Annotated in this window: 12 protein-coding genes and 1 pseudogene; 3 read left to right on the top strand and 10 right to left on the bottom strand. The window is 41.5% G+C overall.

What is annotated here, in order from left to right; genetic code table 11:
- Nucleotides 1-54 precede the first annotated feature (54 nt).
- Entirely contained in the window at nucleotides 55-3,660 is a 3,606-nt protein-coding gene (locus K348_RS0116630; protein WP_029906672.1) for a glycosyl hydrolase, read from the top strand.
- 143 nt (nucleotides 3,661-3,803) lie between these two features.
- On the opposite strand, the gene K348_RS0116625 is transcribed toward K348_RS0116630, so the two are convergent.
- From K348_RS0116625 to K348_RS0116585, 10 genes and pseudogenes are all read right to left on the bottom strand, one after another.
- Nucleotides 3,804-6,071: a glycoside hydrolase family 3 N-terminal domain-containing protein gene (locus tag K348_RS0116625; RefSeq protein ID WP_029906671.1), complete on the bottom strand. Its 2,268-nt coding sequence runs from the start codon at nucleotides 6,069-6,071 to the stop codon at nucleotides 3,804-3,806.
- 102 nt (nucleotides 6,072-6,173) lie between these two features.
- Nucleotides 6,174-7,748, bottom strand: a pseudogene (locus K348_RS18590) (glycoside hydrolase 43 family protein).
- 20 nt (nucleotides 7,749-7,768) lie between these two features.
- Nucleotides 7,769-9,973, bottom strand: coding sequence for an alpha-galactosidase (locus K348_RS0116615; RefSeq protein WP_029906670.1), 2,205 nt, complete (start codon nucleotides 9,971-9,973; stop codon nucleotides 7,769-7,771).
- A 16-nt stretch (nucleotides 9,974-9,989) separates the two neighbouring features.
- Nucleotides 9,990-12,089 carry a hypothetical protein gene (locus K348_RS0116610; RefSeq protein WP_029906669.1) on the bottom strand — a complete coding sequence of 700 codons (2,100 nt, stop codon included), beginning with the start codon at nucleotides 12,087-12,089 and terminating at the stop codon, nucleotides 9,990-9,992.
- 29 nt (nucleotides 12,090-12,118) lie between these two features.
- A complete protein-coding gene (locus K348_RS0116605) occupies nucleotides 12,119-15,073 on the bottom strand; it encodes a discoidin domain-containing protein (RefSeq protein ID WP_029906668.1) in 2,955 nt (984 codons plus the stop codon).
- A 77-nt stretch (nucleotides 15,074-15,150) separates the two neighbouring features.
- Nucleotides 15,151-16,353: a DUF4998 domain-containing protein gene (locus K348_RS0116600; RefSeq protein ID WP_029906667.1), complete on the bottom strand. Its 1,203-nt coding sequence runs from the start codon at nucleotides 16,351-16,353 to the stop codon at nucleotides 15,151-15,153.
- A gap of 12 nt (nucleotides 16,354-16,365) precedes the next feature.
- On the bottom strand, nucleotides 16,366-17,553 hold the full coding sequence (locus tag K348_RS0116595) for a DUF5000 domain-containing lipoprotein (RefSeq protein ID WP_029906666.1): 1,188 nt from the start codon (nucleotides 17,551-17,553) through the stop codon (nucleotides 16,366-16,368).
- A 20-nt stretch (nucleotides 17,554-17,573) separates the two neighbouring features.
- Complete coding sequence (locus K348_RS19335; protein ID WP_197027685.1) at nucleotides 17,574-18,560, bottom strand: RagB/SusD family nutrient uptake outer membrane protein; 987 nt, start codon at nucleotides 18,558-18,560, stop codon at nucleotides 17,574-17,576.
- A gap of 28 nt (nucleotides 18,561-18,588) precedes the next feature.
- Nucleotides 18,589-19,470: a RagB/SusD family nutrient uptake outer membrane protein gene (locus tag K348_RS19330; protein WP_197027684.1), complete on the bottom strand. Its 882-nt coding sequence runs from the start codon at nucleotides 19,468-19,470 to the stop codon at nucleotides 18,589-18,591.
- An 11-nt stretch (nucleotides 19,471-19,481) separates the two neighbouring features.
- Nucleotides 19,482-22,637: a TonB-dependent receptor gene (locus K348_RS0116585; RefSeq protein WP_081852602.1), complete on the bottom strand. Its 3,156-nt coding sequence runs from the start codon at nucleotides 22,635-22,637 to the stop codon at nucleotides 19,482-19,484.
- Nucleotides 22,638-22,989: 352 nt separating this feature from the next.
- Here K348_RS0116585 and K348_RS0116580 point away from each other — a divergent pair, with 352 nt between their 5' ends.
- Together K348_RS0116580 and K348_RS0116575 are read left to right on the top strand one after the other, a co-directional pair.
- Entirely contained in the window at nucleotides 22,990-24,051 is a 1,062-nt protein-coding gene (locus tag K348_RS0116580) for a two-component regulator propeller domain-containing protein (RefSeq protein WP_029906664.1), read from the top strand.
- Nucleotides 23,958-25,046, top strand: coding sequence for an ATP-binding protein (locus K348_RS0116575; protein ID WP_081852601.1), 1,089 nt, complete (start codon nucleotides 23,958-23,960; stop codon nucleotides 25,044-25,046). Before K348_RS0116580 ends, K348_RS0116575 begins: the two co-directional genes overlap by 94 nt.

Genomic DNA, 25,046 nt, shown 5'->3' with positions numbered 1-25,046 from the left:
CCTCCCTTTTTTAGTCATTATATAGAATATCAGAGAAATATAAAACTTTTATTTATGAAAAGAGTAATTGCCCTTCAGTTCTTTCTTCTATTTTTTCTTTTCTTTCCGCTTATTCATGCTCAATCACAGAAATATAAAGGATATCCGGAAAAGAATGCGGATATTCTTTCTGGATTTACCCGCCCTCCGAAAGGCTATGGGAATGTACCTTTTTATTGGTGGAATGGCGACAGCCTGAATAGGGAAAGGATGAAAGAACAGCTTGAAATATTATCCGAAGCTGCCATAGATGGTTTTGCCGTAAGTTATATACATATGGATACTGAAGTCGATATTGAAGAAATGAAAGACGGATACGGGCTTTACGGAAAAACAGAACCGGGAAGGCCGAAAGTTTTTTCGGAAGACTGGTGGAATATCTGGAGTTGGTTTGCAAAAGAATGTGCATCAAAAAACATCGGACTAGGCATGGATGACTATACTGTAGGATGGATAGGTAATGGTTATTATACCGATGAAGTATTGGAAAAAGAAAAGTTTAAGAATTATAAGGGAGAACTAGATATAATATCAAAAACCGCGCAGGGAGGAACAACTTTTGCTTACAATATACCAGAGAAATTTTTAGTAGCGGTAGCTTGGCCCGAAAAGATTGACCTCACACAATATATATCCGGAGGAAAACTTGTATGGAAAATCCCGGAAGGAAAAAATTACAATATATATATAATATCTACTAAGGATAGTCACTATTTACATCCCGATATTGGAAAAGAATATGTAAATGTTTATTTCGACCGTTTTGAAAAAAAGATGGGGGATGCTGTGCAGGGGGGAATGAATTATTTCTTTCAGGATGAACTGTCGTATCCTATAAAAATGGGCTCATGGTCGGAAGACTTTAAAGAAGAATTTGTGAAAAGAAAAGGATATGATATCACATTATATCTTCCTGCGCTAAAATATGACATTGGAGATATAACACCTAAAATACGTCTCGATTATTGCGATGTACTGATGGATTTAGCAGAAGAACGGTATTTCCGCCCCATTTATGACTGGCATGCATCGCGTGGGTTGATTTATGGCAGTGATAACTTAGGCCGCGGAATGGAACCGTTGGCATACGTAGATTATTTCAGAGCAAATTCATGGTATACTGCTCCCGGAAATGATGCACCATCGACAGGTTCCAGTTTTTTACAGACAAAGGTATCCAGTTCTATTGCCCATTTATACGATCGTCCACGAACATGGCTCGAGGCTTTCCATAGCATGGGGTGGGGAAGTTCCGGCTCATGGCTGACCCGGCAGATGGATCATCATTTCATGGCAGGTGGAAATCTGGTATGCATGCATGGATTGTATTATTCTACACATGGCGGTTGGTGGGAATGGGCTCCTCCTTGTTTTCATTTCAGGATGCCCTACTGGCCGCATATAAAAAAATGGCTGAAATATACAGAAAGGTTAAGTTATCTGATGAGTCAGGGAAATCATGTTTGTGATATTGCATTGATGTATCCTACCGAATCGATGCAGGCCTATCCGAATGCAGATGCTAACATAGCCTTTAATCAGGCTGTAAAACTCAGCAATGCCGGTCTGGATTACGACTTTTTGGACTACAGGTCACTACAACAATCCAAGGTGGAAAATGGCACTATAAATATAGCTGGTGAAAAATACCGTATATTGATTCTTGCAGATATGAAAGCAATGCATCATGCTTCTCTGCAAAAAGTTTTGGAATTTTATCAATCAGGAGGAATTGTATTAGCAACAGGAGATATACCAAAAGCGAGCACGCACATGGGAGAAAACGATCCGGAGGTGGATAAGATTATTCATGAAATATTCGGGCTTACTGCCCGGGAAGCTATTCAGAGAAAAAGTGCGGTAAAGCAAGTTAATAATTCGAATGGCATGGGCATATATCTACCGGATAGTGAAATGGCTAGTGAGATATGGAAGCTCATAACCCCCGATTTCAAACCTACTGGAGGAGTGGGTAAAGTTTTGCACAGGCATATTGGAGAACGTGATGTCTATATGGTTATGGACGTACCGAAAGGCACAGAATGTTTTTTCAGAGCGAAAGGTAAAGTCGAATTGTGGAATGCTTCAGATGGATCGATATCCGATTATCCGGTTGTCCGTCAAACTGAAGAAGGTACATGGCTTTTGCTTGAAAAAGAGCCGGATAATTCATATCTTTTTGTTTTCTCACCGGGCACTCCGACTAAAATGCTTAATCATAAAAAAGAGCAAAAGCTCGTTTATAACTCTCCAATTACTGGATTTTGGGAAACTGAATTATTGCCTACTTTAGATAATAAATGGGGAGATTATCGTTTCCCTCCTTCAGGAATTATTGGAGCCGAAGCCCGCTCATTCAAGCATCAGCCGGCAGTTTTTTCTCCACAAAACTGGATGCACCCCGATTTTGACGATTCACAATGGCCGGAAAGTATTTATGGTTTTGGCCCTCAGTTTGTAAGTGAGCTTGAACCTTCGGAAAATCCTCTGGTCAATGTAGAGAAAGAAGCTGATCGTGCAAAAGATATATTGGAATTTTCATGGCAATACGGTGTATTTGATAACCCCGGATCGCAGGGTTGGCATGGATTGAAAGGAAAAGTCAGTGACGGGTTTTTCATTTTGGATAAGGGTGCGCACCAGATATACAGAACTATGGTATATGCTCCCCAAAAAGATAATTACCGGATTGAAGTGTTTGGAACAGAGCCCGATTATCTATCGGTAGATAAAAAAGTTGCAAGTAAAAAGATTTTACTTGATAAGGGCTGGCATCAGTTAGTTGTTGCATATGCAAAAACACAACAGAATAATTATAAACTTCGAAAAGGAGCATACAGGGATTTCAGAGACAGAAGCGCTGTAGTGTTTTTCCCTGAATCATCTCCTACCCCGAAAAAGCTCTCTCCTTATGATAAAATAATTTCTACTCGCTGGGGGATAGGAAATCATTTATTATATGATCCTTACGGAGGTGAAAATCTTCAATGGAATTATCGGTTTCATTCGGTACCGGGTATGGAGGAAATGGAAATGACAATAGCAGGAAGTAATTTAAAAATCTGGTTTAATGGAAAAGAAATAAATCGGAAAAATATCCGGCTCATATCGAGTAATGCGTCGGGAATATCCACATATAAAGTTGTTTTCCCAAATATCCAAAAAGAGGCTGGCTTAGTTGCTTTTTCTATTAATCGTAAACCGGGCTATCAAGGAGCCGGAGCAATAAGTGAACCTATACGAATTAAGACTGGTAAAGGTGTATTAGAGGCAGGTAATTGGTCCGAAACAGGCGCTTTGAAATATTATTCGGGAGGGATGTACTACAGAAAAAAGGTTTCTATTCCCCAGATAGAGAAAGGATATAAAATAATTCTTGATTTGGGCGAAGTAAATGCATCGTGTGAGGTGAAGATCAATGGAAAAGATGCAGGGATAGTTATGAGCTCACCTTATCAGATAGATATCAGCAAATATGCTGAAACAGGAGATAATGATATAGATATTTTAGTATATAGCACATTATCCAATCACTACCAAACAATCCCCACTCCTTACAGAGGGGATGCAATTGCCGGCCTTTTGGGTCCTGTGTCGTTGAGTGTTATTAAAGCAGAATAATTGCTTATCGATTATTTAAAATTGAGAATAGATTTATAAATAAAATAGCCCCAAAACTCGGGATAGCAAAAAAACATTCCCTGAACTTTTTTATTGAAGTTCAGGGAATGTCAGTCTATAGCAGTATATTTTATATTACACGATCATTTTACTCTTATCGTCTTATTAAAAATTATATTATCAGAAGAATTTCCTATTTGAATTTCAAATTCGCCCGGTTCAACCACCCTATCCATTCTTGCATTGTAAAGTGCCAATTCTGAAACGGGAACCTCCAGTTCTACTTTCACTTTTTCTCCGGCTTTTATAAATTCTTTTTTGAAAGCTTTCAGTTGCTGAACAGGTGTAGCCACCGAACTTATCTTATCTTTTACGTATAGCTGAACAACTTCTTTTCCATCCATCTTACCCGTATTTTCCACCTCTAGGGAAACTCTGATAGTTCCGTATGCGGAGAAAATGCTGTCGTTCAATGCACAATTGGAAAATTGGAAATCGGTATAGCTCAAGCCATATCCGAAGTTCCAGAGTGCATAAGGCTTTTCAAATATATAGTGCCCCTTAGGATCTTCCGGTGAGCCGCCACTGTCGAACTGCTGCTCGCGATCAGTAGGCAGATAGTTATAAAAGCAAGGTAAGTTACCCGTACTGCGGGGAAAAGATACATTTACTTTTCCCGAAGGATTTACATTCCCTACCAAAATATCAGCCATAGAATTACCCTGTTGCTCACCGCAGTACCACTGAGTGAGAACAGCATCGGCATTTTCTTTTGCCCATGACATTACCATCGGCTTTCCGGCAATAAGGATAACGATCATCGGCTTTCCTGTAGCTTTTATAGCCTTCAGTAAATCCTGCTGTTTGCCGGGCAGATCAAGAGATGAAAGGTCGAAACCTTCACCTGTAGTCGATTTATTAGGGCCTCTACCCAGATAAGTACTTCTGGTGCCTACGGCAACAATTGCTATATCGCTCTGCTTTACCAGATCCACTGCCTTTTTAATATCATTTGCATTTTGGCTCCACCAGTCACAACCGTCAGCTTGGGTTATAACAGCTCTCTTTCCAATGACGTTTTTAAGTCCCTGATACAGAGTTACTCCTTCTTTGGTATCGCTGCCTGTCCATGCATAATCGCCGTAAATAGCCTGATTGCTGTTAGGCCCCACAACAGCTATTTTTTTATATTTATTCAGGTCGAGCGGAAGAATGTTATTTTCATTTTTCAGCAGGATAGCGCTTTCATCTGCCATTTCCTTTGCTAAAGCAACTTTTTCAGCATTACGGACAACGGTTTTAACTTTTTTAGGTTCTCCAAAAGGATTCTCAAATAATCCAAGCTTGAATTTAACCGTAAGAATACGGCGTACCGCCTCATCTATGTATTTTATATCCATTTTCTCATTCTTAACCAGGTCTGGAAGAAGTTCGTAAGTCCAGTCGACATTCAAGTCGACACCTGCCTCCACCGACATCTGTGCAGCCTCTTCCGGAGTCTCCGCTGCGTAGTGGAATGACTTCAGTCGCTCGACCGAGCCCCAGTCCGAATACACATATCCATCAAATCCCAGCTCTCCGCGAAGTATGTCCGTCATATAATAAGAAGAACCGGCAGTGGCAACGCCGTCATAAGCGCTGTAGGCACTCATTACCGATAAAGGTTTGGTTTCCGCAATCACCCTTTGGAATGGATACAGATAAAGGCTCCGCAATTCCCTCTCGCCGCCGCTTACATGCGCACAATTAAGACCACCGAGAGGTGTTCCGTGCGCTACAAAATGCTTCGGCATACAGGCAATACCCTTATTTTGATACCCTTTTACAAATCCTATTCCCATTTCGGCTATCAGGTAAGGGTCTTCACCAAAGGTTTCTTCCACCCGTCCCCAACGAAGTTCGCGGGCTATATCCAATACAGGAGACAGCACCTGACGGATTCCGATGGCTCTGCCTTCATCTCCGGCAGCTTCTGTCATCCGTTGTATCAAAGCCGGATTGAATGTACTGCCCTGAGCTATGGCATGAGGAAACAAGGTACATTCATTCTGCAAAATCCCCTGGATACCTTCGGCAGCAGTTAATAACGGAATGCCAAGGCGGCTATTATTGAGTACATACTCCTGAGTTTTATAAAATATATCGGCACATTCCTGAGCAGTTTTACCCATCTCGTGCGTAGTACCGAAACTCCTGCCATCGAATGTTTTTTCTATCTCGTCGATATTGCTGTTAGGCTTGTTCTGCATCTGCCAGACTTTCTCTTCCAATGTCATTCTGCTTAGCAGGTCCTCCACACGTTGCTCAATGGGGAAGTTTTTATTTTTGTAGATAATGCTATCCCCGTCTTTAGCTAGAATTAAATTAGATGCCAGAGTCAGGCCAATAGTAAATAATAAGGTCTTTTTCATATAATCGTTTTTATAAATTAATCTATATAAAGCATATTGCCGGATGGCAGTGTTTTTCAAAGTGATATAGTTATCTAATTAGTTATATATTAATTATTTATATTATCTCTTTGAATACAGTCCGGGGCCATCGAATTTATACCTGAACCAGTTAAAATCGGCAATGCCATTATCCGACAACGTATTATAAGAAAAAAGGCCTGTACGTATTCCTTTCCAGTCGGCGGTACGAAGAGAAAATGCTTCTCCTACAGGAATAAATTCTTTATTATCAAAGCTGTAAAACAATCGGTGTTGATTCTTCTCAGCATCCAACGATACTTTGAAATAAATTTTATCTGATGCGAAAGACGTTGTATTTTTAGCTTCCCCGTTACTTTCGTAATAGACGGAATTTTTTCCGTTATCATTAACAACGCCGACTGCATTGAACCTATCACCTATACAGAACAAACCGGCACGTTGCCCGTTTTCCATTTTACTGCAATCGACCACGGTAGATGCATTGCCGTGATAGCCCATTACTTTCTGGGTAACCATATTTTTTGACGAGCGCAGATTTTCAGCCTTCAATGCTTTAATCCTTAAATAGCCTTTCCGCTCTGTTAAAGACCAGTAGGCATTTATAGGATTATGATTGAATTGCCATTGAAAATTTAATTCCGGAGATGAAAACTCATCACTTCCCTGCGGAGCAGATATTTTGCCCTTTTTTCCTGTTTTCGGTTTATCTCATTCTTTGACAGGCTCTCCGAATCCATTGCCATCATAGTCTTTTCCGACTTCCGGCCAGCCGTTTTTCCATGTTACAGGTTGCAGATGCACTACACGGCCTAATGGATGCGTATCCTGAAAATGATAGAACCACCATTCGCCATCAGGTGTATCGACCAAAGAACCCTGATGAGGCCCGTTGATACTTGTAGAACCTTGCTCCAGAACAATCTTGCGCTCGTACGGTCCATAGATATTTTTAGACCTCAATACTGTTTGCCAGCCCGTAGCAACACCGCCTTCGGGTATACTCATGTAGTAGTAGCCGTTCATTTTATGAATTTTGGTTCCTTCGGCAACAGGGCCTTCATATACCGTCACGCCGTCATCCATCAGATATGTGCCATCCGGGCTCATTTTATGTAAGATGATGGGTCCGGCACCCAGCTGGCTTCTTCCTATATAAGCCTGCCCGTCTTCATCCCAGAAAGGACAGGGGTCTTCCCAGTCACTTACATTCTTTACATTCAATAGGGGAGACCACGGTCCTGCGGGATTTACCGCATTCGACATGAATAAACCCTCGTGAGGAGTACAAAAGAATACCCAGAATTTACTGTCATGGTGGCGAATGGCCGGAGCCCATGAGCCTCCCCCGTAACGCTCGTTTTTATCCCATTCGGGAAAATCGAATTTGTTATAAACCTGCGATATAATCTTCCAGTTGACCATATCGTCCGACTCAAGAACCGGCATACCTATATAGTGGAAATCCGAGCATACCATGTAGTATTTGCTACCCACCCGTATAACATCGGGATCGGAGTAATCTGCAGCAAGAACGGGATTCACATATTTACCGTTTCCCTGATCTCCCCAAGCTACCTCCTGAGCCTGAATACTGATTGATACAAAAATGCATATCAGGAGGTAAAACTGTCTTTTCTTAAAAGTTATAGTCATATACTTCAGCAAATAGATTATTATTCTTCAGTAAGCATTAGAGCCGAACTATCGAACGGATTTCCTATATTCAGATTGATACCGACTTTCATCAGATAATCACCCGTGAATACTTGTCCGTCACCGTAAAATGAACGGTTCCAGCCCCGCGTATTCAACTCAGTTATCTTATAGTTCTTTTGCGGATCGAGACCCTTCAGCTTTGTTTCCAGATACGTAGTGCGGCCATGATATTTAAGGCTGTAAGCAAAATATACGGCCTCTTTTTTATCTTTAGAAACAAACATATGAGATGCCCAGCCGTTTTTCCCATATGGAGATACCAGCCTGTACAAGTCACCTAAATGCACAATAGGGCGTATCCGCTTATAGTTTTCAATAGCTTTTGTCGCAAATTCATAGTCTTCACTGTCGATATCTTTTGGTTGCAATTCCATGCCGAGGCGACCCGACATAGCTACATCGAAACGGAACTTAAGAGGAGTCATCATGCCTGTCTGGTGATTAGGACTGGTAGAAACATGGGATGCCGTAGCAATAGTCGGGAAAAATATATTTGTTCCGTACTGGATAAAAATACGGTCGAGCGCGTTTGTATTATCGCTTGCCCAGAACTCGTCATGATATTTTAATGCGCCATATTCAAGGCGCCCTCCGCCCGATGAACACAATTGTATCTGGATATCAGGATGCTTTGCCCTTATCCGTTCATATGCCGAGTACAATCCTTTCACATACTCGTACCAGAAATGTGCCTGCTCACCGGCCGGAAGGTATTCCGAACCCACATTGTCCACATGGCGGTTTGCATCCCATTTTATATAGCTGATATTAGGCGACAAAGCAATCACATCGTCAAATGTTTTCACTACGAAATCCTGCACCTGAGGATTACTCAGGTCGAGCAACCACTGGTTGCGCATCGGTAAGATATCGCGTTTGCCACTTTTTACAATCCATTCAGGATGTTTTTTAGCCAGCTCGCTATCCGGGTTCACCATTTCCGGCTCTATCCATATACCGAATTTAATACCTTTGTTTACAGCATAATCGGCCAGATAGCCGATTCCTCTCGGTAGCTTTTTTGTATTTACCTGCCAGTCGCCAAGCCCGGCATTATCGCCATTACGCGGATATTTGTTACCAAACCATCCATCATCGAGGACAAACATTTCTACACCGAATTTTGCCGCGCTGTCTATCATATCTGTTAAGGTCTTTTCATCGAAAGTAAAATAAGCCCCCTCCCAACTGTTGAGAATAACAGGGTTCACTTCATTTCCGTGCATCATTCCGTATTTTCGTGCCCAGTCGTGATAATTGCGTGATATTTGTCCTGTTCCCTTTGCACTATAAGCCAATACCATTTCGGGTGTCTGCAATTTTTTGCCTGCTTTAAGGGTAAAGGTTGAAGCAAAAGAGTTCATTCCGGATATAATACCTAATTTCCCTGTTTCATCCAGTTCGAAAGATAATTTGTAATTACCCGACCATGCCAGCGTTCCGGCATATACTTCCCCCGTATCTTCATTTGCAGGGTTGTCGATGGATAGTAGAAATGAGGGGCTCTCCGACTGTGTGGCTCTTACCCCTTTTTTGGTTTCTATCACCTTTATCCCATGGGTCAGTTCCTCCTCTTCCATCAGCATTTCGCTAGACCACGTACCATTAAAGTGCGTCAGGTAATACGATTCTGCATGGAGAGGGATGTATGAAGATGCCAGATTTTCTACTTTTATATCCTTGTTTTCGTTGTGTCTTATTTCTACAGACTGACAAATGATATTTTCCCGCTGATAAGCAACGAAGCGCACATCTACAAATACCGGATACAGTTTATCCCTGAGATGTACTACTGTTTCTGTCCTGTTGTTGTCAAGTGCTTTATTTTCCGAATTGATATAAACTAACTCGGTTGTCAACACCCCATCGGCATGCGTCAGTTTAAGAGCCGGAGTAAGATAGTAGCGTCCGCCATAGGCCGGATAAAGCTGCGAAGCGAAATCGTCGCTTGTATCGGGCTGCCCTTTTATTTTGCGGTTTAGGAACGGGGCAGTGCTGTTAACTTTCCTTCCCCAATATTGGAAAATGACCTTGTCATCAGATTCTGCAGTGAGGATTATCGCCTGATCCTGCGTCTCTATCCGGATAACATCTTTCTGCTGCGCTGTAAGATTCAGGCAGAACAGATAAAGCGAAATAAAGATCAATGTGTTCTTTTTCATGCTATTATAGTTTATATTATTTCTTCATTAATTTGTATACATGTACGTCCTGTACGGGTACCGAATAAGAGAGTTGATTGTTTTTAACAGATACTTGTGCCGAAGTCCACAGTTCTTTTGCCTGCACATTATTCATATTGCTTTGACAGACACGGCTCATATCTAAAATTCCCGTTTTTTCATTCACTTTATCGAAGTTAAATACAGCTATATAAATGCAACTGTCATCGTCGCGCATAAATATGGTTTCGGTTTTACCCGGTGCTGCGGCTGTATATCCTTCTACGGGATAGAAAGATTTTCCTTTACGTGCTATTTCATTTATTTCCTTATTGGTGGCTACTGCAATCGCCTTGTCGCGCGCTTCTTTTGCTCCGGGAATACGCCCGGTAACGCTAAAGTTATCACCAAGCATATATATACCTGTTATGACGGCCGACGTGATTCGTGCCCTGTTTGCCCCTTCTTTATAATCGTCTGCTTCCTGAGGCTTATATAAAAGTATGTGATCGGCATCATTGAACGGATAAACGCGGTCGAGCCACCATCCGAAAGAAAGACTGTTGAGCATATAACCTGTCGTGCCCCAGTCTACCTCTGTCATTGCGCCCCATGCATCGCAGCTTATCCGCTTCGAAGAGCCGTACTGAGACGGAAAAGTGGGGGCAATAGAGAGTGCCATAAACATATCTTCTCCACACAAATCAGAAAGGTATTTCATTCCTTCGTTATATGCCTGAATACCGGTTGTTACTTCCGGGTTGTAGAATGAATCCGCTTCAAGTGTGCCGTTGTTTATAAAATCGAGTTTTACATATGAGTACCCCAGCCGTTTAAACTTGTTTATGTAATAATCCATGCGCTGCTTGGTGGCAGGGTGCGTCGGGTCTACGGCAAGCGATTCCACTTTACGCGGTTTACCGTCGGCGCGAAGATATATATCCTTGTATTTCCATTTCCCGTTTGTACCTTCCACATCACCGTCGGCATTTCCGTGCCAGTCGGAGAACGGGCACCAGTATATTCCTGCCTTTTGTCCGTTAGCCTTACAATGTTCCACAAACTGGCCCAGTTGTTCTTCCGTAAAGTTGTCCCAAAAAGAGTCGAGCCCTATATATACAATGTTATCGTTTTCAAAGCTTTTGGGCTGCAGTTCTTTTTTCATGAAGTCGGAAACATCCGTTGCTCCTTCATAATTCACTTTATCAGCCATAGCTCCCCAGCTGTTCCAACCGAAAGGAGTTCCGCTGTTCCATTTGCGCGGAGGTGCTATCTGTGCATTTACTTCGCCGAATGTTTCGAGCCCTCTTCGCCAATCGGTAAATACACCGAAAAATATTTTCGGCGATTTAAGACTCTTTCCTTTAATGCAGCCATGCTCTTTGGACGGGCGGTCGGGTTTATCACTAATATCCCTTGTCTGTTCATGCGCAACTCCGCCAAAACATTCCAATTCACTGATAAACCGGTTGTTTTCGGTCTTATAACGGATTCCCGTTTTCCAGATATCATGCTCTACCGAACCGATGACCAATCCGTCACGGTTCTTCCCGTTAAAGATTGCTGTTACTTCAAATGAAATATCTTCTACATCTAACGGAGATGACAGATAGTGAACAAAACTATCATTATCGAACGGCACGCGTAAAACACGGTTGCTTTCATCTTGCGGCAAAAAAGCATTTTGGGTGATTGTATAAACAGGCGAAATATAGTTACTCGATATATCCGTATCCGATTTTAAGAAAACTTCAGTAAGGAAATAATCTTTATCGGGATAAAAATAGAATATCTGTTCTATAGAGGCTTTCCCAGGCTGGGTATAAGTCACGGTAAATCTTTTTCCCCTGCCTGTATTATCACTAAAATCACTTTCTTTTATATCTGCTGATGTATAAGAAGTACTTTCTATGTATTCCCTATCGATCTTTGCCTTTACATATGTGTTTTTTAGTATGGCTTTGCCTTTATGTATAAAGTCCATAGTCATATCTTGGTTATGGACTATAGACCAGTTCTTATATCTTATACTTTTCTTGAAAGGAGCAGCCTTTGCCCCAAGGCAAAGGAACCCCACACACAGGATAACCAACAATCTTTTATTTACCTTCATCATTTCCCCTTTTAACTAATTACTAAATATATTTATTTCGACTGATTATTATATGGCGTCACGGTCAGCACCGGTTCTTCACCTGCTTTTAGAAGATTTTCGTCAAACTCTATCAGAATGTCCTTCGATTCTCCTTTCAACAAAGTAAAATAATTATCATTCATTATGGCAGGCAATATTCTTTCTTTCGTTTTCGAATTATGCAATTGTACCCAGACGGCAAAAGCAACGGCAGCAGACGAAGACGGATTGTTTATCTTCACATCCATAAAGCATTTGCCGTCTTTTCTTATCAATTTGCTTGTTGTCTTAAGATTGACTTTCGGTAAAGAATTGAGCGCTGTAAAATCAGTCCGGTTTGTGCCTCTCCAATATAAATTCTCACTGAGCAGCTTGCCGGATTTGTTTTTCAGTGTCAGTTTTAAGAAATGTACATCAGTCAATCCTTTTTGATGCTCTGTACCGCCATAAACTTTGAAATCCCAGAGAGAATAGCCCCACGAAGTACCCCTCTTTTCGCCAAGCATGCGTACATAACGTGCTTTGACATCATCGAAGAAGAATTCCTGTACTCCTACTTTTCCCTTTTCTATTGCCGCTACATCTTTCCATGTTTTTGCATCGTCAGAAACCTGTATTTTATACTTCTTGGCATATGCCGATTCGAAGTTGAGGCACACACCGAATACATTCTCCTGTTGCTGAAGATCGATATATATCCATTCATTATCATTTGATCGGCTTGCCCAGCGGCTGCCCAGATTATCATCTGTCACCTCCTCGGGCCTTCCTCCGTCAGAAGAAGATGCTGTTACAGGCTTATTCAGTGCTACATTTTTCAGATTTTTATAAAACGGAACAGTAAAGCAGTGTGTTGCTGTATTATATGCAGAATAAACCTCTTCTGTCTGACTTAATGATGTCACTTCCGAGCCGTCCATATTGTATACATGGGCTTCTGCAATAAGGTCTGCAGCATCTCTCGATGTAGTATTTACAACCTTTACCGAATTGTTAGCAGGGTTCCATTGTATATGCAGAGGTTCGCAAGCTTTCTTCAAGCCCCAATAGGCGCCTGTCAGGTCGTAATAGTAATCATAACTTTGCCATACCATAGAGGGGTATGCCGACTGGCTCATCCAAGTCATAATACCCGAAGCATCTTCCCACATATTATCCAGCCAGCCTTCATACATAGACTGATTTGTCTCTATATTGAGCAATTGGGCTTTAAGACAATAATCTTCGATACCTTGCGGTTTACCGTAGCGCTGGCTGATAGATTCATCATATTTGTCGGGCAGGGCATTGAATGCCTTCTGGCCGAAGAAGTGCTGATCCCACATTTCGTTTCTAGGCCACAACTTATCTTCCGGCATGAACTTCTTCAAACTCTCATAATTCACAAACACTGCTGTTCCTATTTCGGTACGGAATCCCCAGCCTATGTCGCCGTGTGTGCTACTTTTTGGGCTGGCCGTAAAGTAGTATCTGGGATCGAAATTTCCCCACATACCACTGCCTGAAAGACCGTCATAGTTGGATGTTGCCTGATAATACCTATCATCACCGTCGAAAGCGGAGATATTCTCTTTCAGCCAGTTGCTGAGCGGAGGCTGAGGATAACCTTCATTATTTCCGCACCAAACAGCCACACTCGGATGGTGGCGGACGCGCAGTATCTTTTCTATAGCATTCCTGTTGAAGCTGTATATATCGGATGGAAGCACAGGGTTGGCATTCAGCCAGAAATCGTCCCATATCAGTATACCGTACTTGTCGCATGCTTCGTAGAACTCATCATCGGTAGTCGATCCCAGCCAGTTGCGTATCATATTAAAATTCATTTCTTTATGAAGGCGTATTTTCGTATCATACTCTTCATTGCGGCAACGCAACAGGTACTCGGACATACCCCAGTTTCCTCCTTTTACAAACACCCGCTTACCGTTGATAGATATATGGAAAACATTTCCCTCCTTATCGTAGCTGTATTTCTTAATACCGAATTTAAACTGTTGGGTTTCGGAGACTTTTCCGTCAACTTCTACAGATAGATCGCAGGTGTAAAGATTTGGTTCGCCATAACCGTTAGGCCACCACAGTTTCGGGTTGTTAATAATAAGTTCTGCAAATTTTGATTTGTCGAATTTCACTTCCGAGATACGTCCTTCCTGAACCCCGATATTCTGTGATAAAACTATATTTCCGGGATTGATCGTGATTTTTATAGTTCCGGACTTATATTCTTTTGAAGAATTCTTCACGCCTACAGATACGGATAATTCGGCCTTCGCATTTGTCGGCAAGTCTGTTCTTACCCAAGGGTCTTCTATCTGCAAAGCTCCGGTATTGCTTAAAAACACTTTATCGGTTATACCCGAATTCAGGCCGGGAACATAGGGCATCCAATCCCAGCCGCCGCTGGATATGTAAGTAGGGCTTCCATAATTGTTCAAAGGATGCTCCGGTATATGAACTGTTACTACTAAAACATTTTTTCCGTTTTTGTTAACATAAGGCGTTATGTCAAATTTGCCGCGATGCATAAATCCGTCGACTACACCCAATGATTTTCCGTTGAAGTAAACTTCTCCTTTGCGGTTGATTCCACGAAAGTTTAACCAGATTATTTTTTTATTGAAGTTTGAAGGTATTTCAAACTCTGCACGATATACAAACGGGCGGTCGTATTTCGCTCTGTCTACTTTATAAATATTATCTCCGAAATTCGGGTCTTTTTCCAGCCCTGCAGCAACATAAGAAGAAAAGGCTGTTCCGGGAATAACAGCGTCGACCCAGCCATTCATATTATACCCGATGGATGAAATCCTGTTGATGTCTTCTTTGATTTCTTGCTGTGGTATGACTTTCCATTTTACATTTGGGTTTTTGCTGTCGAGCGATTCCACTATCTGAGCACATAATAAAACCGGGATTAAATATATCCCTAAAAGCAAACCTGTAATTTTTCTATTCCTTACCATTAAATATAGTTTTTAAATAATTTTCATCAAAAGCAGAACCTGCATACTAAATCAATGCAGGTTCCGCAAGAGCAACCTTAAAGTCCTAATACCATTAATTTAACCCAATTAATGTGATACCATGTATTCGACCCCGGTATAGTCACCGTCCAGCCAAAAGTTATGATCTCCTCTTTATCGAGCTGGAAATTTATAGTATGGTTTCCTGTTACAACTCCATCCTTGCTTATTTTGTGCGCCAGGGTGTTACCTTCAATATCCTCCAAGTCAGGTAAGGTATTACCTAATGCCACTGCAAACATAGATGTAGCACTGCCGCCGAAACCGTCGCTATAATATTCGAGAGAATATTTACCTGCAGACAGGGTTATTGTCTGGTATATTTTACCATTTGTAAAACCATCTCCTCCCCAGTCGCGCGACTCTAAATGTATTGTCCCGTTCGCATCTGTAGACCATCCTCCGGCAGTATTGCCGTTTTGGTTAAGCACGTTCGATGTGTATTGCCAACCCTTTAGTGTACCCCATTTGCCATCGCCGTCATCTCCCCGCAGAAACGGATTACCCGGATTAACGATATATTGCCGTGTAATATTTTCGAGAGCGACAAGTTCATCTACTTTAGCCTTGAATGTATCAATCGCTATAGTATCAGGTAAATAATATGCCTGCAGCCTGACTAGACTCATACTTTTGTAGTTTTTAAGAACAGTAGTGTCATCTTTATTCACGGCTTTTACTGTATGTATCTGCCCGTCGGTATCTTCATAGTCGATCTTTACAAACGGAGAAGATTCATCTCCGTTATACCATTTGATGACTGCATCGACACCTACTTTTTCCAGACTTTTGATAGGTCTGTTGTACAATCCCGATTTATATTCCTCCCCATAAGATATACCAGCCTTAGACACAGTTATAGAAGGTATGCCTTTGTCGTCATACGAAATCACTTCAAAATTATATCTTCCTTCGGGTAGCGGTATCGGCTGAAATAAGGTATCTACCCCGCTTGTCCTGTTAATATCCAGTAGCAATGAGTCTTTGCGGTTATTCCAGTATATCATTACTTTCCTTATCTTAGGATCGGAGGTCAATAAGCCTGAAAAGACAACACGTTCATCGCCAGAGTGAAAGGTTGCCCGGTCCACAATGCCCGTATAAGTAGGGATTCCATTGTCCAGATATTTCAGATAGTCATCCATATCCGAACAAGATGTCATTTTGCAACACAAAAAGATTATATATCCTGAAAGCAGGAATTTGATTATATTTTTCATCTTAGTCATTTTTTAATTATCATCACCCCACAATGTGATTTCACTAATACACATATTCGTATTACCCGACCAGTTTTTAGTACAAACAATCCGCAGATATCTGACCTTAGGCATCTCTACCGGGATGTCCGCATCATCTCCGTTACGACCGGCGCTACGGTCGTCTTCTGTCAGCGTACCGACAGATAATCCCGATGGTTTTATATTTTCTATAGATACCAGCTTCGTCCATGAATCGAAGCTGCCCGACGGATCAGGATCTAAGGAGCCCCATATTTCGTAAAACCGTGGCGAAACATCATTATACCAGTGCTTATCGTCAGGCACTGTTTTCACATTTACACGGCTTAGCTTAGCCTCCACACCCATATCGAATGATATATGTTTAGGCATAGTACTTGCATCATTTCCGGTATGGGCGGTTTTATCGTTCACCACATCATCCCACATATAATCTAACGAACCCTCCCAATGTGTCGCAGGGGCATCGTTAGGGAAAATGATAGATCGGAACAGCGATTTATTAAGCTTCGTTTCATAAATAGGGGTAAGGGTCTGGTATAGCCCTTCTGAAGAATTCTCCCATTTGTCCTGTACTACGATTCCAAATAAACGCGGTTCTGCAGCATATCCACGTACCGCAAACTTTGAGCTTTTGCTCGATGTGTAAAACGTTTCGGCGGCAGTTTCCGTTCCATCCGCATCTGTAGTGAATACAATAAAAGATAGCTCTGCTTTTGTTTCATTTTCGAAAGTGAAACTCATCCCTCCGAAATCGGGCTGTACTTTCAGCGAGCCGGCAGTGAGTTGGACTTGCGGATCCGATGGGTTGACTTTGATAGCCACAGGTGCCGACCTGTTTTCGCTGCGGTCTACAGTATAAAGATTAACAGTATATTCTCCGGCAGCACCAAAACCTTCGACTTTTATATTATTGGTATAGTATGATGCACGGAAATCAAATACTTTGCCGTTATTGTTGGTATATTCGGCTATCACATACAGCAAATCATCGTCTGACGGCAAACTATAGGTTATCAGAGCGGCACCCGGAAGATTTTCAATCGAGGTATTGAATACCTGCCCCGGCGCTTTGTTGTCTTTATCTATCGGGGTGTTCTCATCATCTTTACAGCCCTGCAAGGAAAGGAAAGTGATCAGCGCCCCTAAAATTATTATATATAAATTATGTTTTTTCATAATCAGTCTGTTTTTGGTTTTTACCAATTCGGATTTTGTACCAGATTCTTATTAAAATAAAGTATTTCTTCCCTTAATGGTGAGAAATAATCGCGTGGCGCGACAAACTGCTGATCGAATAATACTTTAGGCCTGTAATAGGCTTCGGGTGCTTCCTGATCGATATCCCAACCATGTATTTTCTGGTTCAGTTCGGTAGCGGCCGTCTTCCATCTTCTCACATCGTAGTAGCGTTGTCCTTCGAATACCAGTTCGATTGTCCGTTCCTGTTGAATTATTTCGCGCAGGCCGGCTTTTGTCTTATATTTATCCGGTTTGGTAGAGTAGTTTTTCCATGATTCTTCCACACCTTTAAGTCCTGCCCTCTTACGAACCGGGTCTATCCAATCAAGTGCAGCTGTAGTCTGGTCTCTTTCGTTCAATGCCTCGGCATAAAGCAGATACAGGTCTGCCAGACGCAGTTCGGGCCATGGGAACCACTCTGTGGTAGAGCTGTTGTTTGATAATACAAATTTCCAGCTGATCAGCTTTTTGGGCCAGTATCCCGTTACGGAATAATTGTATGCACCCAGTTTAGCCTGTGGCTGTCCCATACGTGCTTTTACGGTAAATGCCTTTTCATCCGAGCCGTTCTTTTGCATATACCATACGGAGCCGTCGAAAGCCAGACTCGCATAATAACGGTTTTCGCGATGGTAATTCAATTTTGCGGTCTCGTAACCTTCTGCCAGATTGAAACGGTCTTCCGAGCCTGCAACCTGACTACTATACCTGCCCGAATAATCCCATACTTTATCTTCGTTTATCGGTACGCCATTGTCAGTATAAAAACTATTGGCAATCTCGATAGTCGGGTTCAAGCGTTCCTGCGCCGCCCACATATTTCCAAGATTTTCCGGATCGATACGCGCCATACAGAACGATTGCAGATCATTGACGGCTCTACCGGAAAGTCCCCAGATAAGTTCATTATTCCATTTCTCGCATATACTGTTTCTGATGCTCATCTGTATTTTGGTAACATCCGACAGCTGTTCATTTCGTTTTGAAAGTATATAATTCTATATTATTGAGTTTGCACGATTCTATAGCATCATAACACGCTTCTGCAGCTTTTACCCACTTGCTTTGGTCGTATTCGGTACTAAACAGATGCATGCCCTCTTTGTCGACAAAGTCTGCATAATCGGGATTTCCGTTAAATAAGGGACTGGCAGCCGTAACGAGTAGTTTGGCTTTCAGGGTAAGGGCAGCCGGTCTGGTTACGCGGCCTAATTCTTCGGTCCTATTCGTTACCTCCTGCGGTAAATATTCATAGGCATCGTCCAGGAGGTCTGCTATGTATTCCACAACTTCATCCACAGAACTTCGTTTTTTTTGCATTTCCAACGGTTGCGCATCGATAGGAATGTTTTTATCTACGATGACAATCGGGCCATAGATTCTGAACAGCAGAAAATGATAATATGCCTTCAGGAATTTAACTTCACCTATCCAGCGTTGCCTCATTGTTGTTGTCAGGTCGGGAACTTTCTCCGTATTCTCCACATTTTCGAGAAAGATGTTACAATCGTGTAAAGCATTGTACAATGATTTGCCGCCTCTCTTTCCTTCCCAGAAGTTCATATACGGATCGTTAGTGTTTTGACTTCCCCGGGCAATCATCCACGGGTCGAAGTCGCTTCCCGGATAGTAGGCCCATAGTTCGTCGGCACCCGTCAGGGCGATATTACCGGTATGCTGATGATGAGACGGAATATATGAATAACATGTCATCAGGTATTTCTCTGCTTCGTTCCTGTTTGCAAATGCGTTTTCGATAGTCGCTATTTTATCAGGGACGATATCCAGATAATCGTTGCATGAGAAAAAGCAGCACATAAGCAAGACAGAAAACAATATTTTTTTAGTAGTCATGATATTGATTGTTAAAAGTTAACTTGTATACCCAGATTTATAACGCGCTGAATAGGATAGCCTAAGCCGTTTCCACCCATTTCGATATCCCAGAGATCAAATCCGCTCCATGTTAAAAGGTTGGTACCCGATACATAGGCTCTGAAAGAACTTACATGAAGTTTTCTCAAATAATGTTCAGGAAAAGTATAGCCGAGTTCGACGCTTTTTAGTCTTAGGAATGCGCCATTTCTCATAAACCATGTACTGCGGGGATCGGTATTGTTGCGCACTAGATTAGGGCTCAGCCGTGGCCATAAGGCATAGATATCCCTATTCGTTTCCGACCAGTGATTGTCTGCATATGCTTTGATGAGAGGCACGTCGCGATGGTATGGATGGTCATTGTCAGGACTCTTATGATCGAAAGGACTTGTATCCTGAGCATTTATCCAGAACGACGAACGTGCCGAACCCTGAAAGAACATGGAGAAATCGACCCTGTCGTTTCCTGCCGAAAAACCGAAGCCATACACTATTTCGGGTACGGTAGGATAGCCTATAGGTACCATGTCGGCATTAGTAATCTGTCCGTCTCCGTTCATATCCACATATTTTATATCGCCCGGCCCGTATTTACTCCATGTTTGATTAGGCGAATTGGCAACATCGTATTCGTCGATAAACAGGCGTTCTGCTATCAAGCCGTATTCCTGATTGAGCGATTGCCCTATATGTGACCTGTACTTTTCATTATATTCGGGTTCTTCATATTTCAGGAATTCACTGTGAGCATAGGTAAAATTGGCCCTGCCCTGTATCCAGTAGTTCTTAGGCAGCATCTTATTATAATCGAGTGAAAGATCTACACCTTTTGCCTTAGCCTCTCCCACATTCGCCCTTACTTCTGCAGCCAGACCCATCGACGGGGCTATATGCCGTTTCATCAGAATGTTTGTTCGTTTTTCTGTGAAATAATCTACTTGAAATTCAAAGTCATTCAAGAGTCCCAGTTCTATACCGAAGTTTGATTTGTAGGATTTTTCCCATCCTATGTCGCGGTTTCCATACCGTTCAACTGTTATACCGTTTTTTACATATTGGAAATTTTCTCCGAAAGAGTAAGACTTCTGGTCATCATCCATCTTCACATTCGATAAATAAAAGAAGCGGTCGTTTTCGTTACCGATAGCATCATTACCTACGAGACCGTATGTAGCTTTAAGTTTCAACTTAGAAATGACACGGCTCATCGGTTCCCAGAATTTCTCGTTAGATACATACCATCCTCCCCCTACAGCAGGAAAAAATCCATAACGGTTTGTTTTATAGAAACGTTCCGAACCATTGTACCCGAAATTGAATTCTGCCATATACCTATTATCGAAAGCATATGTAAAGCGACCCGAGAGACCCTGATTTCTGTAAGGCAGCGATTTCTGCAAATCACCTTTATTTGCTTCCAGTTTCTCGCGGCGCTGGAAGACCAGCAATCCGCCTAAGTCGTGTTTTTCATCGAATTTTCTGTTATATGACAATGCCGCCTCTATATAAACGGTAGATGTTATATCTTTGTCTTTTTCGACGTAATCGAGATATTCAGTCGGATTGTCGTTCTCGTTAAGCTGTGATATTGTATATGAATCTGTTGGCTTGTCGTACGAGCCTACTGCATAAAAATAAGGTTTGTATTGGCGGTTTATCCTATAAAATGAATATCGGGATGTGTTAAACATAGCCCTTATATTCAATCCCTGTGTGATGAACCGTAAATCCTGCTTCAGTTCCATTGTGGCTTCCATTTGCGATCGTGAATAGTCTGTATAGCCTTTAACCATTTCAGCATACGGGTTTGTATAATCCGCGCTTGAACCTCCGCCTGCATATCCGCGCTTGGCATTCCCGAACAGGATATGATTGGTTTTAGGTTCGAGTGATGACGGATAATATGCCGGAAACAAAACAGGATTGGTTCCCATTATTTTTTTATACATGACTTCACCTCCGTCTATAGGCCCTGTATAGTCATCGAAAGTACCGCTTAATCGTACTATGGCACGTGTTGTCTTTGTCAGATCGAGATTAATATTCGATCTTAGCTGGTAAGTCTGAAGGTCGATATTGCTATTGAAATTATTTCGTTCATCCATCTTCAGATTCCCGTTATCCTTGCTATAAGAGGCAGCTACATAATATCGGCCTATGCCTCCCCCTCCGCTCAGATTTACATTGAGGCGGGGGTTATATGATGTATTTTTCATCAGCATTTTACGCCAGTCGTTGGCCGGATAAACATAAGGGTTTAAGCCCTGCCTAGTCCTTTCTATTTTATCATATGAATAAGGTAATGCTGCATTTAATTCTCCTTCTGCTCTTGTTCTGGTTGCTTCATTTGCCATTTTCATGAATGTAATGGGGTCTGCCAGTTTTATATTTTTGGTATTGGACGACCATGAATTTTCGAAACGTACAGAAACTTTTATCGGCCCTTCTTTCCCTTCCTTAGTCGTTATCTGGATAACTCCGTTGGCACCTCTGGCTCCGTACAATGCTGTAGCAGTAGCATCTTTCAATATAGAAAAAGCCTGAATGTCGTCCGGCTGCAGGCGTGCCAGATCTGTTGTAGTAGACTCGATACCGTCTATCAGTATGAGCGGGTCTTTTTTATATCCGAAAGTGGTTACCCCACGAATAAAGAAATCGGCATTGTCCATGCCCGGCTCTCCGCTCCGCTGATAAGCAATTACTCCCGATAAGCGTCCTGCCAAGGCGGTGGTGAGGTTGCTCGATGGAACCTTTAACTCTTCCGGGCTGACAGTCGAGATAGAACTGATCATACTCTCTTTTTTCTGCGTACCGAAAGCCACGACAACAACGTCGTCCATTTTTATGGCATCTTCTTTCAAAACAACATCGATAGATGTCTGGTGATTTACTTCTACCTCGGCTGTTTGCATACCTATAAAAGAGTAGACCAGAATTGCATCTACCGGTACACTTTTCAGTGTGTATTCTCCATTGGCAGATGTCATTGTTGCGTTTGTTGTCCCTTTTACCAGAACGGTAACTCCTGCCAGCGGCAAGTCAGTTTCATCCTTTACAATACCCTTTACGGATATCCGCTGTTGTAGTTCTTCGCGCGTCTCATTAATCCCATCGACAGCAAATAAGTGAAATGGGAATAACATCAAAAGTGAAATAAGGATATAAGTCTTACAAGCAGACCTAAATCTTATACATTGTGTTTTTCTCATAAGATTGGTAAATTATTTGAATTAATATAAGTGTGAATATAAGGCAGTCTATGTGAGCATTTATTAATATAATTCCATAATACTATTTTAAGGTTTGACAAAAAAGGTTTACCAAGCCAAAAGTACGATTTCGGTATTCTACTCCTTTTACAGATATCTTCCAAAAAATAGGAGAATTCTACTATTAATGCCTTAATATCTATGTTTTAGTAAATCTCTCCTATTTTTTGGAAGATATGTCAATAACCATTTACTTATATTTGCAACATATATTAATTCTCTGTCTATGAAAAGACTAATTTGTTTCAGTTTGTTATTCTTTTCTATTTTCGTCAACCTGTTTGCTTATGACTTCTATTTCTCGCAAATAGACGGCAGGGCGGGATTGTCACACAATAACGTAAAAGCCATAGTACAGGATAGTTACGGGTTTATGTGGTTTGGCACCCGTAACCGCCTGAACAGATATGACGGCATCTCGATAAAACAATTTGATTGTTACGATCCGCATCTTGAAAAACGAAATAACAATGTAGGTGCACTTTATGAAGACATAAACAAAATATTATGGGTGGGAACAGATAAAGGTATATTCCTGTTCGATCCCCTTAAGGAAACCTTTAGCTTCTTTGATAATAAGACAGAAGACGGATTGGGTGTTACTGACTGGATATCAGATATACAGGCCGACCCTGACGATAATATCTGGATAGTGTCTCCGAACGAAGGCGTATTTAAATATATAAAGACCGAAAATAAATTAATACGTTACACGGTTGTGGAAGACCTGAAGCCCAGTGTGAGCAATCCGCAGTGTATAACTATAGAAAAAAACGGTAAAATATGGATAGGTACAAACGGTTCGGGTGTATATTTTTATAACAAGCCGGATGAGACTTTTACGCAGTATCTGGGGAATAGCGACGGGAATAATTCATTGTCGGGGAAGAATATATATACTATTTCGCATGATAATGACTATATAATAATAGGTATCCACGAAAGCAAACTCTTGAAGCTGGATAAACGCCGGAACCTGATTGTGGATATGGGCATGAGTGATATCGATTATAAAATAATAAGAGATGTACATACATTCAACGATAATGAAATATGGGTGGCTACCGAAGACGGGGTATTCGTTATCGATCAGAAACGAAATACTGTATATCATGCTAAGGAAGATCAGAGCAACCCATATGCTTTGTCGGATGTACTTTTAAGGCATCGCGCTCTAACCTCTATGCATATAAGATGGAAAACATCGATGACGACTGGATATATACCCGAAACAATCATTCTGCCTCGTATGCCAAATTGCCTTCGGGAAAGTATACATTTATGGTAAGGACTTCGAATAACGATGGGGTTTGGAGTGAGGATGTGCGAACGATAGATATAGAAATACTACCGCCATGGTGGGCTTCTGTTTTTGCAATTATTGCTTATGTTTTTCTGTTCCTGATTATATCTTATCTCGTTATCAGATATTCTTTAAAGAAATACAAAAAAAGGAATAAGGAAAAACAGAAGCTATTCGAAATAGAGAAAGAAAAGGAATTGTATGAAACAAAGGTCAATTTCTTTACCGAGATCGCTCACGAGATACGGACGCCGGTCACCCTTATAAACGGACCGCTTGAAACAATCATGAAAACAGAGATAGCTGATAAGAAAGTTAGGCACAATCTTGAAATAATCGAAAACAATACCAAGCACCTGCTGAACCTGATCAATCAACTGCTTGACTTCAGAAAAGTCGATAGTGACAAGTTCATGTTACACTATGTACAGATAGACCTAGACCGCTTTGTAGAGGAGATAAAGAACAGATATCAGCGGGAATGGGCTGTCGGGAAAAAAGAATTCAGGGTGATCTGTAATTTTGCCGGAAGTCATATCATAGCAGATAAGAATGCTTTGACAAAAATCTTCGACAATATGCTTTCGAATGCTATAAAGTATTCACATAAGCAGATAGAGATGGAAATATCTTTAGACCAAACCTATCTGACGGTTAAAGTATCGAATGATGGGGAACTTATTGAAGATGAATTCAAGGATAAAATATTTGAGCCTTTCTTTCAGATCAACAGGACGTACAGCGAAAGTTCGGGCTCGGGTATAGGATTACCGCTTGCAAGATCACTAGCAGAACTTCACGGAGGATATTTATTATATAACATTCATGATAACCTGAATACCTTCACTCTGAAAATACCTATAAACCTCGATGCTGAAGAAGAAATCGAAGAAGCGAATAACAGTTCTCATCAAAATATACTGTCAAAAAAACATCGCCTTTCTATCCTTATCGTCGAGGATAATAAGGATATGCTGTAA

It is taken from the genome of Prevotella sp. 10(H), assembly GCF_000711235.1.
Lineage (GTDB): Bacteria > Bacteroidota > Bacteroidia > Bacteroidales > Dysgonomonadaceae > Dysgonomonas.
Note: the sequence above shows the minus strand (reverse complement) of the source record. Positions and strands in the feature narration are given on the sequence as shown.